Source organism: Chlamydia pecorum E58, from assembly GCF_000204135.1.
Lineage (GTDB): Bacteria > Chlamydiota > Chlamydiia > Chlamydiales > Chlamydiaceae > Chlamydia > Chlamydia pecorum.
The window spans coordinates 716,495-731,753 of the sequence record NC_015408.1 but is presented as its reverse complement, the minus strand read 5'-3'; the positions used below and the strand labels follow the sequence as shown (position 1 = coordinate 731,753).

Genomic DNA, 15,259 nt, shown 5'->3' with positions numbered 1-15,259 from the left:
GCTCTTTAGAAAAGCTGGGAATACCTTTTGCGATAAAATCCCTAGGGCCTTATAACCTGAAAAAAGAATTTACTTTGAGATCCACATGAAATCCCTATTGTTTGCGATTATTGTTTCTCCTTTTGTTCTTCTTCCTGGTTGCACTCTGATCCCTAAAGAACGCGTAACAAAGCATGCCCTACCAAAAGCTTCTTTAAAAATTCTTCAACCTTAAGTCATTCTTGTAAAGTATTGCCATCTCCTCTTCTTGCTTGTTTTTATTTTTTTCTTTGGTGTAACTTAGCGTAAAAGTATTGGGTGGCAAAAATCACATACGAAGTGTATTCGTAGCTTCGCCACGAGACTTCTAAAAGAGCTTCATGCGGATTGTAATCATGCGAAAAGTATTTGTTATAGCCTTTTCAGGACTATTATCTTTAGGTGCTTTGAATTTATCTAGTTGTGCCTCCCTACATACTCCTGGAAGCTACCACCCCAAACTTTATAAAACTGGTGGAAAGGCTCGAGGCGTTGTGGCTATGTTACCTGTATATTATCGTGCAGGGAAAAGTACAGCTGCCCTTCCTTGGAGCTTACAAACGGAGTTTTCCGAAGAAATTAGCAAGAGATTCCTCTCATCAGAAAAGCTCCTTCTAATTAAGCATAATGCTTCTCCTCAGGTAATCTCGCAATTTTATGCTCCCCAAGTGACGAATCTCCCCACAACAATCATTGGGCAATTTCTTCCTGCAGAGTTTATTGTTGCTACAGAACTCTTAGAGCAAAAAAGCACTCAAGATGCTTTTGGCAATGACTCTTTATCAGTCTCTGTAAGAGTCCGGTTGTTTGACGTTCGTCGTAATAAAATCTCTATGATCTATCAAGAAATTATTGAAGCAAACCAGCCAGCGATCTCTGTCATTAGCGACTATCATCGTTGTAGATGGCAAACTAAGCATTTTGAGTCTACCCCTATGGGGCTCATGCATCAGCGCCTCTTTAGAGAAATCGTTGCAAGAGTAGAAGGTTATGTTTGCGCAAATTACTCTTAAAACACCCTAGCTTTCAATGCAAACCTCTTTATTCTTTCTTCTCCTCTTTCTTCTCCTTGCAGCCATACTGTCAAAAAATTTCTTTGTTTGGCCTCCAAAATCTGATCAGACTCCCTTAAAAGCACGTCATGTTCTTAGTGCTGTAGTGTTATATTTCTTTGCGACTTTTTTAGCGCATGTATTAGCGGCTCCTTCTTCTCCGGAGCTTATTCATATTCTCGTGGGGATCACTTTAGCTTTTTCTTTTTTAACTTATATTTTTTTCCTTCCTATTGAGGTGTCACGAGCCATTCTATTTTCTGGAGACCAGCCTATAGCGCATGTAGGGAAAATGCTTCTTTCTTCCTTGCGCATGTGGGTCATTACTACTTCTGTAACGGAGCTTATGGGGATTCTTCTTAATAAATTTCTTATGTTGTCTCTTTCCCTTCAAGGAGTTCGGGCACAGGCAATAACAGAAGAGATTCAAAGCAGAGCTTCTAGCGACAGTCTCATTTTTATTCTTAGTATTGGCATTCTCATCCCTATCGGAGAGGAGCTTTTTTTTAGAGGGATCTTACAGACTTTCTTAAAGGGAAAACTTGGCAGAATATGGGCACTAGTTATGACCTCTGTAATCTTTGCTCTCAGTCATATTGAACACTCTTTAGGTAGCCTAGTATTTATTCCCATACTTTTTGTTTTTTCTCTATGTGCAGGATTTTTGTACGAAAAAGAACGCAATATCCTTGCGCCGATCTTTCTACATGTACTTTATAATCTTACGAGTTTGGGACTTTTGTTCTTGGGATAAAAAAAGAGTAAGTTGGAGAGTAAAACTTTTAGCAAAGAAAGCGCTCCTTAGAGCTGCTACCTTCCGGTCCTGACTCGATTCGTAGGCATCCTTTCTTAAAAGGTCCCCAACTTACCCTTTTATTCATACCATAACTTAGTTTTTTTCAAAAGAGCTGCATAAACTCCTATGTCGATCTACTCTTGATTTTCTTTTTCTTTACATTTTGCTAGCTCCCAAAGATAGGCAGCCTCTTCAATAGAGACGGGATGTGCCCCCTCTTGAAAGATATAAGGAGCACGACGGCGTAGCTTTGCAATTGCCTCATTAATGATCTCTCCGACAGAGCACATGCCCTCCCTTTCCAAAAGGAAACATAAGGCCAACGTCAATGTCAATACATCTCCAGCCTCAGAAATCACCTCTTTCTTAGGCTTGGCTTCCACAACTGCTTCTGAAAATTCTTGACATTCCTCCGCGAGACTTTCAGTAATAGAGAGCAAGGATTGTCTACGCATCCAAGGACAACGCCCCTCCAAGACCATAGAACGCACAACTTGAATTAAAGAGGAAAAGACCTTGTCTTCCATGATGCCTAACTTCCTTTACGTTTTTGTGCCACAGCCACATAAGTATGTTAACATTGAAGTCTTTATTTTTTTATGCCCTGAAGAAAAGGGAAGAGCATCCAAATCCTGAATCTTATGGAGAAAACCAAACTGAGGTTTGGTCTCTGCATGAAAAATTCTAGGAAATAAGCGCACTTTATAATGGGTAAATGCTTGACGTTGCTCTTCCAGTTCTCCTACGAACATTAAGTTTGCCCCTACACGCTCTTTCATCTCTTGAAGTAACTCATGGGTTTCTAAAAGGACATCTTCTGAGGCAATCTCAATGTAGGGAAATTCATATAATCCTGCCATCATTTCTTTAGGCTGTCTCTGCTCAATTACAACGCTATCTTCAAAAAGTATCACCGCCACCCACCGATACAAAGAAACTGTTCTCTTCCTTGCATGCCGAATGGGGAGTTTCTTATGCTTCCCTTCCTCAAAAGCTCCGCAAAACTCCCTAACAGGGCACACTTGGCATTGAGGAGAACGCTTGCAAACACATGCCCCCAATTCAATTAATGCCTCTGCAATAATCTGCGGATCTTTCGTGGGAAGTATTGCCTGAGCAATCCTTGAAATCCAGACCTTCGTGGATTCTAAGTCTATAGAGTTTTCTATAACAAACATCCGACTAAGTACACGTAAGACATTTCCATCAATTGCAGCTGTACGTTGCTTAAAGGCAAAAGCAAGGATAGCTTGGGTAGTGTAAGGTCCAATCCCTCGGATTTGTGATAGAGAAAAAGAGTCGTCAGGGATTTCCCCATGAAAATTTTTTACAATTATCTTAGCCCCTTCTAAAAGGAAGCGAGCTCGTGTATAATATCCTAGTCCTTCCCAAGCTTTGATGACTTCTTCTTCCCTAGCCTCTGCTAAAGCTTGAATCGTAGGAAATTTCTTCATCCACCGGATATAATACTGAACTACAACTTCAGCTCGAGTTTGCTGAAGCATAACTTCAGAAATCCATACCCCATAAGGAGTAGGATTTTCCCTCCAGGGGAAACTTCGTTTATTTTCTATAAACCATTTTTTTAAAACTTCAGAAGGGAACTTCTTCGTTCGTTCAGAAAAAGCTATCTTTGTCATAGTCGATTCTTGTAAAATTTATAGAGGTTGTTATTGTTTCATACAGGAATTCATACCATATGCATACGTTTTCCTGGATAGCTGAGAATCCAGAACGGCTATCATCCTTTCTCTGCGCTCGACTACCGAACCATAGCAAACTTACTGTGCTACGCTCGATTCGCTATCAACACTGCCGTATCAACGGCAGTATAGAGCGCTTTGAATCCTACAAAGTACAACCTGGAGATCGCGTGGCTATTTCCATAGTCCACAACCAACAACAACCTTCTTTACTTTGGGAGGATGCTCATAGCTGTATCTATGATAAGCCTCCCTACCTTACTACGGAAGAGATCGCAAAAACTTTAGGTAGGAATCTTGTCCATAGGCTAGATCGAGATACCACAGGATGCTTGTTGTTTGCAAAAACTCAAGATGCCATGCAGAAACTCTCAGATTTATTTAAACAACGAAATATTCATAAACAATATATTACTTTGGTTTTTGGCCTTCCCAAACAATGCTCTGGGACCTTAACTACATTTACAGCTCCCAAATACAAACGCTGTGGTGCTGTACTCTTTGGGACGACAACCCCATCCCAAGGGAAACTTACTATAACGAAATGGACAGTTTTACAGCGCTATAAACACTATTCTTTGCTTCTTTGTGAACCTATAACTGGAAGAACCCACCAAATCCGTCTTCATATGAAGCACTTGGGCCACCCCATTGTTGGAGATATTGACTATGGCTCAAAACAACAGCCTAAAGGAGTTTTTCGTCCTCTTCTTCACGCGCACTCTTTAAAATTTGTTTCTCCTTTTTCAGGAGAAACAATATACGTGACAGCTTCATCTAAAAAAAACCCTAGAGTACTTGCTGCACACCTACTTAAAGATTAAACATTCATGTCTGGGTCAACAATCTTCTTCATCAAAAGTTTGATTATAATGACCAGAATCAGTCCAGCATATTCTTTTTAATGCTAAGGAGACTATCCCTCCTCCTGATCCTCCAGTAGAAGACGTTTCTGCATTGCTAGGAGAACCTCCCGAAGATGGTTGTTGTGAAATTACAGTAGCTTCAGATTGCTGATTACCACCTACTGGAGTCGATGGTGGTGATATCCTAGGCGTCGCAAGTAGAGAGGCGGCAGGTGTTCCTGCTCGAGAGAGGGAAGGGCGGATACCTGCTGCTGCTAGCCAGCTCTGAGACATTCTTAATATCAACTCATCGCGCTCCGATACATTATTAGGATCTTGCAATATCGTGGCTCTTCTTCTTTCTTGCTTACAACACAAGTTTGCAATAGAGACAAACTTATCCTCAACTATCCTCTTCTTGTCACGAGGATCTGTCTCCATGCTACTCTGAGCCTTTTGGAGTTTCTTCTGACAAACTTCTGCCATAAGGAGCTTGATCTCTTGATATATAGGAAGATCCTCTTGATCTCGAGAAACCAAGTGATATCCACTTTGGACTAGCACTACAGAAATAATACTCATAAGCTGTTCTTTAGAAAGCCATACAGGACGCTCACCTCCTCCTGTAGCGTTAGCAAAAATCTTCGCAACTAGCTGTATCAAATTAGCAACTTGCATCACTCCTAAGTTCCTAGGGGTGTCCTCCTGATCTGATCTCACCTTAATGCGAGGTAGTGCATGTGCAACTTTGACAAGCTCAAACGGAGCACATACTAGCATACTCTCGGATAAAGGAGTGGTGACAATAACTTTCTCTGTAAGGAGATTTTCATCTAAATCACAAGAGGGATCCACAAGAGCTCTAACAATACACTCTCTCCAGAAAGGTATAGAAAGCACTTCACTGCTGTTTACAAAAGCACAGAGCCAAGCAGATTCACTTTCATGCTGCAAGATTTCTACAAAATCTGTAGAAACGAGGCTACAAGCAGATTCAATCTCATCTATAGGAGGCAAGTTTATACTCCCTTGCCCAGAGAGCACATCTACAACATTTATATTTAAATTACTCAGAGCCATTAAAATTACAGCCTTTCCGTAACGAGCCTCTAATTCCTCTAACTTTCTCCTCAGCTCATCATGTTTATCTGCACCACAAATCATCCCCCACCATCTGCAAAAACAGGAACCAAACTTCCCGCATCCACATTCACCATTTGCACAACCACATCCTGGGCATCCGCAATTTCCTGCACATTTATCACTACATTCCTGATAGCAAAATATCCCGGTCTGTCGTGCAGCTTTACTGGTTGCCGCAGTGTAAATCAACCCAGAAATAGTCATTGCAGCATTAGCAGCAGCACTATGATCCGAAGCACCTCCTTGAGATTGTTGTGGCATCGTAGAAGAAATCAAATTAGACAATGCTGCGGCTAAGGTCGAAAAACCTTGACTAGCAGACTCAAATGCATTCAATCCTGCTGCTAAACCTCCACCCCTTGAAGACATAGGCGTCGGCTGTTGCATCACCACCTGTGGATAAGTAATAAGTTGATTCCCAGAAATAATCGCAGGAGTCCTGTTTCCCCCCGCCTGCCCAACAGATCCAGCTGTCTGCACATAAGATAATAACAAGCGTAATACCTCCGGAGATATCTCAGTGTTCGCATTCCCTGCTGCTGCCCCAAGCATAGAGGAAATTACATTCCTAGAAGAAAGAACCTCTTGATCGTTAAAAGAAGGATTTGTATTCCCCCGACCTGTAGGATTCGTCATAATCCAAACTCCTTAATGTAAATATTTTATTTGACTACCAAAGTCGAAAACTACGGAACAGATTACAGAAACCCCCTTTATTGTAAAAAAATTTTTTTAATTTTTTAGGTCGCTTATGCTAAGAAGCTTCCGCAACTTCAGAGAAATATAGGAGACATGCACTAAAAAAATTATAACTGGCATATACGCTTTCTTTTAAGAGTCTGAGATGTTAAGAGAAAAAGAAGTTAGATAAGAATCTCATCCTCCTGAAAAAGAACTTTAAGAAGGAAATCCTTTTCTGAGTTTTGTCTAGAAAGAAGTTTGAGGCTACGACTTCTTAGCTGAAGTTGCAAAAACTCATGGAGGAAAGAAGAGAAGGCATTTAAGATATCTCTGAGTTGTCTTGCAAAACACAACGTGCTCTTAAGGCTTTATTCCTGCAGTGTGCCAGCCTCTGCTGCAAAGCGTTTTCAATGAGAAGTTGGAACTTCACTGTTCTACAAATGTGACTCCGTTCAGGATCTCCTGTATGGGGAACAATGGAATAGTCATAGTTTGCTAAGGCGATGCTTACCAAGCTTAAAAGCTGATGCATATGAAGCCATAAAGACCGCTGTCCTTCTTCTGTTGCAAGGTAGAGCATCTTTGCAACTAGCTGTACTATGTAGGCTACCTGCAATGCTCCTATAGATTTTTCTGAAGAGTCTTTATGGGAGAATACGGGAAGGTAAAGAAGAGCCACAACTAGCGCTCTAACTTCAAAAGTATTGCATATTTCAGAGCCATCTCCTAAAGGAACAAGAATACGCACCTTTTCGAATAAGGCGCGTTCATTCACCTCGCCTTCAGGGAAAGCAATTGCAGAAATAATACACTTTTTCCACACAGGATCATCTATGAAAGCTTCATAAGCTGCTGCTGCTGAGCACCAAGAATCTGGAGTTTGTACCACGAGATTATTTAAAAAGCTCTTTGCCACCTTGAGACAAGCGAGCTCCACCTCTGAAGAGAGAACTTTCTTCTCTCCAGATAAGACCTTCTCAGGCTCCACACCTAATGAACTTAAAGCTAAACAAAATAAAGGAAGACCATAGCGATCTTGGACTTTCTGCATGCTTTTTTTAAACTCTTGAGAAGAGTTCTGTAAACCACAGCACAACTCCCACCAACTGCAAAAAGACCTCCCCAGACTCCCGCAACCATGCGCCCCTTGAGGGCAGCCACAAACAGAACTTCCACAATTCCCAATACACAAAGAACGAGCTTTCCTTACACAGAATGCCCCACAACATCTGAATGCCCCACTTGCTACCGCAACGCAACCTATATGGGCCGTAGAGAATATTGCAGCTACAACAGAACCCCAAAACTCCAACGTAGAAACAGAGGAAATGACATATGCTATGGACAAAGCTAAGTTGGTCAATGAGGAGATTCCTTCTAAAGCAACCTTCCCTCCTACAACACATCCAGAACTATTACAAAATATACAATCTACCCGATCTATATCCTCCTCTTGCGCTACTCTAGAAGAAACCACAGACCGAGCTACTCCCCCCCCCTCCCCCAATTCCATCTACATTTTGCCTTACTAAATTTAATACCCTCTGTAGCGCTTCGGCATCAAAAGAATGGCTTCCTCCTGTCGTGAAGGCGTCTCCCCTATTTGCCCCAAAAACTGCCTGCACGATATTCTGTAACGTCTGTACAGACGATAGGTGCCCCTCTTCCAAAACAAAAGAGAAATTCTCACGTCCTCCTACAGGATGACTCATAATCTACGCCTTAATAAAAGGCTATTGTATGTAACATAAATTAAATTTGTAGATTACTTTTCAAAAAACTTTTTCTTTTTAAATAAACATTATTTTAAATCTTATGTTTTACTTGAAAATTCTCCTTAACAAAGAAAGGTTTCTTTGGTTTTAGAAGATATGTTGAAATTTTTATAGCTCTCTCTTTCTAAAATATCCCCCATATCTTCATCTCCCCCCCTTTAAAAAAGGACCTTCCCTAAGTTATGATTTCTACAATCTCACTATCTGCTGTCAGCCCCTCTTCTAAAACTTCTGTAGAAGCATTTATAGCGCTTGGCTGTTGGATGATTGTTTGCGGAGAGCGGATGCCTGCTGCTAAGAACCACCGATTTGACATACTCAAAATTAGAGCGTCGCGCTCACGTACATTCCTAGAATCTTGTAAAATCTCCTGCTTTTGTAAAGCTTTCCCAAAGCATTTTTCTGCAAGCTGAACAAACCTTCTCGAAATTTGGAAAGGTTGTTTTTCTCCTTGCCGATCTTTTCCCCGCATGTCCGCTTCAAAGAGCTCTTTTACCATAGTTTTGTCAAAGATCTTGCTTTCTTCTGCTGTGCCATCTCGTGACGCAAATGAAAGATTGGAACGCGCGAGTACAACTGCTACTAACGACATAAGTTTCTCTGTAGAGATCGATATAGGTCGATTGCCCTCATCTGTCGCAATCCAAAGTACCTTTGAGACTAGCTCTATCATTTCAGCTATCTGAAGAATCCCTAGGCTTGTCACTTTTTCCTGGCATACTATCTTAAGGCCATGCATAGACTCTGCCATGCATGAGATGTTATAATTGCTACAAACCTTCCCTCCTACCCCAGTAGAAATCACGCATACCTTATTCCCTAAAAGCTCCTCATTCATCTTCTCTGTAGGATATGCTAATGCCTTGACTATGCATCCTTTCCAAAAGTTATCCTCTGTTATAGAAGAGAACCGTGCCGCTGCTGCGCACCACATATCTGCTGTCTGTTGTTGTAAAATATTTACAAAATTTGTTGACGCTTTCCTACACGCCTCTTCTATCTCCTCTATAGGAGGAAGGGATACTGCAGCGCTTCCTGCAAGAATCCCTACCACATCCATGTTTAAGTGACTTAAGGCCATAAGCAATACAGATTTGCCATACACCTTTTCTAACCTTTCTAACTCTGTTTGTAGTGTCTGTGAAGTGCGATCTACACCACAAATTAATCCCCACCAATTACAAAAGCACCTTCCGAACCATCCACAACCACATTCTCCTTTGGAGCAACCACATCCCGGACAACCACAATTTCCTATACATGAAGGCCCACACTCCCTATGGCAAAATTGCCCTGATTTTCTTGCTGTCTCACTCGTTGCAGCTAAATAAATTAACTGTGCTAAAGATAGTGCCGTATTAGTAGCTGCCGCCGAAGTCTCCTGCAAATTTGTTGCAGAGAGTAGATTTGAAATTGCCTTACCTAATTCTGACATACTGTTTACCGCAGCAGCTAGCGTGGAATTTTCTTTTCCATTCAGTGTAGAAAGCACTGCAGATAGCTGATCTTTAGTATCCTTATTCCCTAAAGCTCCTAGTAAAGAAGAAAGATCATGAGTTCCCCCTAATATTCCTGAGCTTGTTATTCCTCCCATAGAGGAGTCTGATGTTCCTCTAGTTCCAGAACTTGGTTGCTGCACTTGTGATGACTGCTTCGCTAGATCTAATAATTTCTTCACATCTTCAAGAGACAATCCTCCTCCTCCTGAAGTCGCAGGAATTCCCCCTGAACCCGAAGTAGAACTCTGCGTAATAATACGCTGTATAGGACTTATTGATGTAGTTGTTGAGGTCGTGGTGGTAATAGTAAGACTGTCCCCTTCCAAAGAAAATGCTGGGTTATCCGAACCACTTGCTATAGAACTTGTTGGTGTTGTCATAATCCTTCTATTGTAAATATTTTTTTAACTTCTCCAATGAAGGACAGGCAGCGTAATGAAAACCCCTCAAAAATGTATATGATTTTTTTAAACCTTCATGTTTAGAGTAGAGGGAGAAGAAAGACATTTTCTTAATAATCGAAGAATCTGCTAACCTCCTCAGATAGAAAAAGGAACAAAGGTGAATGCATGTTGAAGATAGATCTTACAGGTAAAATTGCGTTTATTGCGGGTGTTGGCGATGATCAGGGTTACGGCTGGGGAATTGCAAAAATGCTCGCAGAAGCTGGAGCGACAATTATTGTAGGGACCTGGGTACCTATATATAAGATCTTCACGCAATCTTGGGAATTAGGGAAGTTTGATGAATCCCGAAAACTCTCTAATGGTCAGCTCTTACAAATCGCTAAGGTCTACCCTATGGATGCCAGCTTTGATTCCCCTGAAGATGTTCCTGAAAGCATTGCTGAAAACAAGCGTTACAAAGGTATTTCTGGCTATACAGTCTCGGAAATTGCTGCGCAGGTTGCAAATGATTTTGGCACTATTGATATTTTTGTGCATTCCCTAGCTAATAGTCCTGAGATCTCCAAACCCCTACTGGAAACTTCCAGGAAAGGATATCTTGCAGCAATTAGCACCTCTTCATATTCCTTTGTTAGCCTCTTAGCTCATTTTGGTCCCATTATGAACTCTGGGGGGTGTACCATCTCACTTACCTATCTTGCCTCTATGCGTGCCGTTCCAGGATATGGTGGAGGAATGAGCTCAGCAAAAGCTGCCCTAGAAAGCGATACAAAAACCTTAGCGTGGGAAGCAGGAAGGCGCTGGAACATCCGCGTAAATACGATTTCCGCAGGGCCTCTTGCTAGCAGGGCTGGGAAGGCCATTGGCTTTATCGAAAATATGGTCTCCTATTACTTAGAGTGGGCTCCTCTCCCAGAAGCCATGACTGCAGAACAAGTCGGAGCTGTAGCAGCATTTCTTGCTTCTCCTCTTGCTAGTGCCATTACAGGAGAAACTCTATACGTAGATCACGGCGCTAATGTCATGGGAATCGGACCAGAAATGCTCCCTAAACCTTAGCAATCGCGTTAAAATAGTGGTCTCCCGCCTCCCAAGCTGGAAGAATGCCCTTTTCTTCTGCTGGGGGCGCAAGGAAATCTGCGATCCCATGCAGTTCTTGGGGCGCAGAGTTCATGACAATCCTATAATCTCCCCTTAAAATTAGATCGGTATCATTATTGTCATCTCCTGATGCCATAATGAAGGGTTTTTTCCCTCCATAAAGACGCTCTATTACCCGATCTAAAGTGTGGCCTTTGGAAACATGCTTCTCCGTGATAAAGACAATACTGTACTTTGGGTCAAAGGGCCATCGTATAAGGACTAGGTTCACCAAAGCAAGGAGTCCTTGATTTCTAGAAAGGGATTTATAGATATCTCGAACAACATTTTCTTCTCCAAAAATTTTTGCCGCAGCAAATGAGGGGAACCCATAGTCAGTGCTTAAGTCTTTTACGTGTACAAGCTTTGTGCGCTCCTGAGCTGTTGGGAAATAGATCGGATCTAAAAGCTCATGCAAACACTGCGATTCCGAAGTAGGAGAAAACCGATAGCAGTAATCTTGATGCTGAGCTCCAGACTCTATAGACATAACTACTGGAAACCCTCCTAAAGCTTCCTGAAGGGAAGCAAGCACCTCACGACTGAGATTCTGAGAGTATATCCATGACAGGGATGTTGAGGACCATACAGAGGCACCATTTTGACATCCTAGAAGATAGGGGACAGGAAAGTTTTGAAATAACTTCCGGGCATAAGAAAAATACCTTCCTGTAAGAAAAAATAAGTCCCAGCCAGAGCGGTTCAAAGAAACTAAAGCATCAATCACCTCGGAATCCAATCTGTAGGCTTGATCTGTAATGGTTCCATCAATATCTGTGACTAATAACTTCTCCATGAATGCTTCCTCAGTCCTTTTCCCTTTGAGTTTTTCTAATCTAAATCCCCATAAGTATACACCCCTTCATATCTGAAACCCTAACTAAAAGCACATTTAAAAAAAAATGTATTCTTGTCTCTCCAAAGACAAGAATATGTCGCTTGCATGAATATAAAGCTTACGCTTTAATTTGACAGAGCGTCATCTCTACGGTAGGCGCTTTTGGACCAGCTGCAAGATGTGTTTCTATCATGTTCACTAGAGGGGCTCTGTAGAGTATGTTTCAAAAATTTTTTGATTTTCTTATTTATCTTTCAGATGATCTCGCATTAGTGGATGCCATCCAAGATCAGGTTTCCTTTCAAGAGATTTTCCCTCCAGGGAATCTGAAAATAGAAATCGCTAAAATGCTTTTATCTTTGTTTTTTTTGCTGACGATGTTTGGGATCGGTGCGTGGGCCTTTAAGAAATTTGTAAAATCTCGAGGGCAAGTCTTTTCTGGTTCCTCTATAATAAAAGTCCTTGATAAGAGAGCTCTCACTCCAAAAACGTATATTTACCTAATTCAAGTTGCAAATAAGATTCTCATTATTGCGGAAAACTCGGAAAAAACAACGATGCTTTCAGAGTTTCCTCCAAATACGGACATAGGTGAACTCCTCCAAAACCAAAAGGATAACCAACTCCCCTCTTCAACTTCAGAATTTCTAAATAAGGCTATTCAAAAAATCCACAAGCATCAAAATCCTTAGGATGTTTACAATATCCCAAGATAATTTGGAGAGTTCCTCTATGACAACATGGATATTAAATCAAAATAACCTTACAAGATTCCTTAAAGAATCTAACTTAGAACCTTACTTTGAAAAGTCTAGTGGTTTGATCTATATCAATATTCTTGCCAACGATCATGAACTCCCTCTATTTTTCGTTATCCGTAGTGAGGGAGAGGTTCTCCAGTTAATCTGTTATTTCCCTTATCAGCTTTCCGATACACATCAGGGCGCCACAGCACGACTTTTGCATCTTCTCAACCGCGATATTGATATTCCAGGATTCGGAATGGATGAAGAGCAAGGGCTGATCTTTTACAGGCTGGTGATTCCCTGCCTAGAAAAGTACATCAGCGGTCCTTTACTTCGGGTTTATATTGATACCGTTAAGATCATTAGCGATAGCTTCTCCCATGCAATAGGGCTAGTTTCCACAGGAAATATGAACTTAGATGAAATGAAGAAGCTTGCCAAAGAAAAAGCTCAGGAATCTTAGGGTTGTTTCGTCATGTCTGTATTGATTTTTTATGACACCGAAACTACAGGAACGCAAATTGATAAAGATCGAGTGATAGAAATTGCTGCCTACAATAGCTCCACAAAAGAATCTTTTGTCACTTATGTAAATCCTGAGATTCCCGTTCCTGAAGATTCTTCTAAAATTCATGGGATTACCACTGCAATGGTATCTTCTGCACCGACTTTTCCTGAAGCCTACCATAATTTTAAGCAGTTCTGTGGCAGTGCAAGCATTCTTGTCGCTCATAACAATGATAACTTCGACCTTCCTCTGCTTCAAAAAGAGTGCCAAAGATATTCCTTAGAGCCACTAAACTTGCGCACAATAGATTCCCTAAAGTGGGCAAAAAAATATCGCCCAGATCTTCCTAAGCATAACCTACAGTATTTACGACAAGTCTATGGCTTTGCAGAAAACCAAGCCCATAGAGCTCTAGATGACGTTATTACGCTACACAAGGTCTTTTCTGCTTTAGTCGGAGACCTAACCCCCGAGCAGATTCTAGCTCTTCTAGAAGAGAGCTTCCATCCTAGAGTCTTTAAAATGCCCTTTGGGAAATACAAAGGGAAGACGCTATCAGAGATCCCTGCCTCTTACTTAGAGTGGCTTGAAAATCAAGGTGCTCTCGACAAACCTGAAAATCAAGATATGAAAGCTGCGATTGCCCTACTGAAGCAACCTGTATGATACTTACTACTGCCTTCTCTCCCTGTCCGAATGATATTTTTTTATTTCGATCCTTTTTGAACAATGAGGTCTCTCCTGTCCTGAATCAAATTACAATTACTGATATTCAAACGTTAAATCAGCTTGCTGTAAAGCGTCAGTTTTCTCTTATGAAAATGTCGGCATCTTTATTCCCTGAAGTTTCGGACTACTACAATCTTTTAGAGGTAGGCAATACCCTTGGACATAATTGTGGCCCCATTCTTCTTTCCAAAGATCCTGAAGCCCCTCTTCTTACCATTGCCACACCAGGAGACGCTACAACTGCCCATACACTTTGCAAGCACCACTATCCTGAGGCAAGGTTAATCCCTATGCCTTATGGGAACATCCTCAATGCGATTCTTTCTGATGAGGTTTGCGGAGGAGTTCTGATTCATGAGGAACGTTTCAGCTACGATCCTTGTCTACATTTACGCGCAGATTTTGGAAAACTCTGGCAAAGAAATACAGTTTTTCCTCTTCCTCTTGGTTGCATTGCAATCGCTAAGGACGTCCCTCAACCTCTCGTGCAACACCTGACAAATTCTCTGAGAAAATCTCTTCTTGCCTCTCTACAAAACCCTGACTCTGCTGCATCTCTAGCAACACAATACTCTAAAAACAAAGACCTTCAGGTAATTCATCAATTCATAGCGACTTACGTAAACAAAGAAACCTTCTATCTTTCTAAAAGTGGAAAAAAAGCGTTTCACATGCTATGGCAGTACGATGTCTAGTCAACCTGTCCGCGCTCTTTGTTTCATCGCAGACCCCTGTGAATCTCAAGCATTATTTTCTCTTCTTCCCTTTACAGCCCTCTATCCCCCTAGGATCTTTCGTTATCACACCCCTCAGCTTACCCTAGATCTTTGCTTACTCCATGCCTGGGGAAGTTCTGCTGTCCACCATGCCATTCAAGACTACCCTCAAGCTCTAACCTCTTATGATCTTTGGCTCAACCTAGGCTTTGCTGGAGCCTGTTCTCCTGCGATCCCTTTAAGCACATGCTATCTCATAGAACACCTTGGGAAACTCCATCCCCACGACCAATCCCTATCTGAGGCTCCCCAGCTTATATTCACCCCCAAAGCAACAGCTCTTCAAACAACCTCTCTAGTGACTGCAGACGCTCCTTATATCTTGGGATTCCATAAAACTTTCCAGCTCGTTGACATGGAAGGCTACGCTATAGCTACTCTTGCGCACTCTCAAGGGCTTCCCTTATCCATAATAAAAATCACCTCGGATTATACTCTCCCTAGGAGGAAAACTTTCGTTCAAGAGCACAGCGCAGCCTTAGCCTCTGTTCTTGCAAAAACTTTACTATCCTCTCTTCCTGAAATTCTTGAAAGCGCTACGATTCCTAGAAAACAAGACCGCCTTTTAGATTCTACCCCTGATTAGGTCTAACAGCCTAATTC

At 41.6% G+C, this 15,259-nt stretch carries 17 protein-coding genes and 1 other RNA gene; 10 read left to right on the top strand and 8 right to left on the bottom strand.

Going from position 1 to position 15,259, the window contains the following annotated elements; genetic code table 11:
* Positions 1-85: 85 nt before the first annotated feature.
* The 3 genes from G5S_RS05065 to G5S_RS03275 all read left to right on the top strand — a co-directional run bounded on the left by G5S_RS05065 (position 86) and on the right by G5S_RS03275 (position 1,824).
* Positions 86-214, top strand: coding sequence for a hypothetical protein (locus tag G5S_RS05065; protein ID WP_013712768.1), 129 nt, complete (start codon positions 86-88; stop codon positions 212-214).
* Between the two features lie 160 nt (positions 215-374).
* Positions 375-1,031 (top strand): CT253 family lipoprotein, encoded by a 657-nt coding sequence (locus G5S_RS03280; RefSeq protein WP_035408919.1) that lies wholly within the window; start codon positions 375-377, stop codon positions 1,029-1,031.
* A 16-nt stretch (positions 1,032-1,047) separates the two neighbouring features.
* Positions 1,048-1,824: a CPBP family intramembrane glutamic endopeptidase gene (locus tag G5S_RS03275; protein ID WP_013712766.1), complete on the top strand. Its 777-nt coding sequence runs from the start codon at positions 1,048-1,050 to the stop codon at positions 1,822-1,824.
* Between the two features lie 11 nt (positions 1,825-1,835).
* On the opposite strand, the gene ffs is transcribed toward G5S_RS03275, so the two are convergent.
* The 3 genes from ffs to mutY form a co-directional block, all read right to left on the bottom strand.
* Positions 1,836-1,935: signal recognition particle sRNA small type (gene ffs, locus G5S_RS04990), an RNA gene on the bottom strand.
* 65 nt (positions 1,936-2,000) lie between these two features.
* Positions 2,001-2,393 carry a MazG nucleotide pyrophosphohydrolase domain-containing protein gene (locus G5S_RS03270; protein ID WP_013712765.1) on the bottom strand — a complete coding sequence of 131 codons (393 nt, stop codon included), beginning with the start codon at positions 2,391-2,393 and terminating at the stop codon, positions 2,001-2,003.
* Between the two features lie 15 nt (positions 2,394-2,408).
* Positions 2,409-3,506, bottom strand: a complete 1,098-nt coding sequence (mutY, locus tag G5S_RS03265) for an A/G-specific adenine glycosylase (protein ID WP_013712764.1) — start codon at positions 3,504-3,506, stop codon at positions 2,409-2,411.
* Positions 3,507-3,565: 59 nt separating this feature from the next.
* On the opposite strand from mutY, the gene G5S_RS03260 reads away from it, so the two are divergent.
* A complete protein-coding gene (locus tag G5S_RS03260) occupies positions 3,566-4,393 on the top strand; it encodes an RluA family pseudouridine synthase (protein WP_013712763.1) in 828 nt (275 codons plus the stop codon).
* A gap of 15 nt (positions 4,394-4,408) precedes the next feature.
* On the opposite strand, the gene G5S_RS03255 is transcribed toward G5S_RS03260, so the two are convergent.
* The 4 genes from G5S_RS03255 to G5S_RS03240 all read right to left on the bottom strand — a co-directional run bounded on the left by G5S_RS03255 (position 4,409) and on the right by G5S_RS03240 (position 9,892).
* The gene (locus G5S_RS03255; protein WP_013712762.1) at positions 4,409-6,193 is read right to left on the bottom strand and encodes a hypothetical protein; all 1,785 of its coding nucleotides are present in this window, start codon (positions 6,191-6,193) and stop codon (positions 4,409-4,411) included.
* A gap of 364 nt (positions 6,194-6,557) precedes the next feature.
* On the bottom strand, positions 6,558-7,715 hold the full coding sequence (locus G5S_RS03250) for a hypothetical protein (protein ID WP_041467024.1): 1,158 nt from the start codon (positions 7,713-7,715) through the stop codon (positions 6,558-6,560).
* Positions 7,702-7,950: a hypothetical protein gene (locus tag G5S_RS03245; RefSeq protein ID WP_041467023.1), complete on the bottom strand. Its 249-nt coding sequence runs from the start codon at positions 7,948-7,950 to the stop codon at positions 7,702-7,704. Before G5S_RS03245 ends, G5S_RS03250 begins: the two co-directional genes overlap by 14 nt.
* Positions 7,951-8,188: 238 nt before the next feature.
* Complete coding sequence (locus G5S_RS03240; RefSeq protein ID WP_013712758.1) at positions 8,189-9,892, bottom strand: hypothetical protein; 1,704 nt, start codon at positions 9,890-9,892, stop codon at positions 8,189-8,191.
* Between the two features lie 189 nt (positions 9,893-10,081).
* Here G5S_RS03240 and G5S_RS03235 point away from each other — a divergent pair, with 189 nt between their 5' ends.
* Positions 10,082-10,978 (top strand): enoyl-[acyl-carrier-protein] reductase, encoded by an 897-nt coding sequence (locus G5S_RS03235; protein ID WP_013712757.1) that lies wholly within the window; start codon positions 10,082-10,084, stop codon positions 10,976-10,978.
* On the opposite strand, the gene G5S_RS03230 is transcribed toward G5S_RS03235, so the two are convergent.
* Positions 10,968-11,855, bottom strand: coding sequence for an HAD-IIB family hydrolase (locus G5S_RS03230; protein WP_013712756.1), 888 nt, complete (start codon positions 11,853-11,855; stop codon positions 10,968-10,970). The two genes, G5S_RS03235 and G5S_RS03230, sit on opposite strands and share 11 nt — an antisense overlap.
* A 260-nt stretch (positions 11,856-12,115) precedes the next feature.
* On the opposite strand from G5S_RS03230, the gene G5S_RS03225 reads away from it, so the two are divergent.
* The 5 genes from G5S_RS03225 to G5S_RS03205 are packed head-to-tail and all read left to right on the top strand — an operon-like array spanning position 12,116 to position 15,242.
* On the top strand, positions 12,116-12,589 hold the full coding sequence (locus G5S_RS03225; RefSeq protein ID WP_013712755.1) for a FliO/MopB family protein: 474 nt from the start codon (positions 12,116-12,118) through the stop codon (positions 12,587-12,589).
* A gap of 40 nt (positions 12,590-12,629) precedes the next feature.
* Positions 12,630-13,106 (top strand): type III secretion system chaperone family protein, encoded by a 477-nt coding sequence (locus G5S_RS03220; RefSeq protein WP_013712754.1) that lies wholly within the window; start codon positions 12,630-12,632, stop codon positions 13,104-13,106.
* Positions 13,107-13,118: 12 nt separating this feature from the next.
* Entirely contained in the window at positions 13,119-13,817 is a 699-nt protein-coding gene (locus G5S_RS03215; protein WP_013712753.1) for a putative quorum-sensing-regulated virulence factor, read from the top strand.
* On the top strand, positions 13,814-14,575 hold the full coding sequence (locus G5S_RS03210) for an MqnA/MqnD/SBP family protein (RefSeq protein WP_013712752.1): 762 nt from the start codon (positions 13,814-13,816) through the stop codon (positions 14,573-14,575). Before G5S_RS03215 ends, G5S_RS03210 begins: the two co-directional genes overlap by 4 nt.
* The gene (locus tag G5S_RS03205) at positions 14,568-15,242 is read left to right on the top strand and encodes a phosphorylase family protein (protein ID WP_041467022.1); all 675 of its coding nucleotides are present in this window, start codon (positions 14,568-14,570) and stop codon (positions 15,240-15,242) included. The genes G5S_RS03210 and G5S_RS03205 overlap by 8 nt, the downstream gene beginning before the upstream one ends.
* The last annotated feature ends 17 nt before the right edge of the window (positions 15,243-15,259 follow it).